Here is a 254-nt window from a genome sequence, read left to right as displayed (position 1 = left end):
GCCCTGTAGAGCTTGTCACGGCCGTCGTTCCGGCGGCCGAGGCGGCGCGGTGCTCGCCCTGATGCGCAATGTCGGCGAAAAAGGAAGCTTCGACGTATCGCCCATCCTCACGCTCGTCGCCGTTCTTGCGCATCTGGCGAAACAGCATTGATGCGGCTGAACATGAAATCTCCGGTACCGGCAGATCAACGGTCGTGACCGACGGCGCCGTGAGTTGAGACCAAAGTGGATTGCCATAGCCTACGACCGAGATA

1 protein-coding gene is annotated in these 254 nt (G+C 60.6%); it reads right to left on the bottom strand.

The genetic code is table 11. The features are described 5' to 3' along the window. Positions 1-253 (bottom strand): substrate-binding domain-containing protein (locus QSV46_RS41670; RefSeq protein WP_409997299.1); only part of this gene is annotated, 253 nt, incomplete at its 3' end. Position 254 lies beyond the last annotated feature (1 nt).

It is taken from the genome of Bradyrhizobium cosmicum (assembly GCF_032290525.1).
Classification (GTDB): domain Bacteria; phylum Pseudomonadota; class Alphaproteobacteria; order Rhizobiales; family Xanthobacteraceae; genus Bradyrhizobium; species Bradyrhizobium cosmicum_A.
The sequence above is the reverse complement of the archived record's forward strand: the minus strand, read 5'-3'. Positions and strand labels throughout refer to the sequence as shown.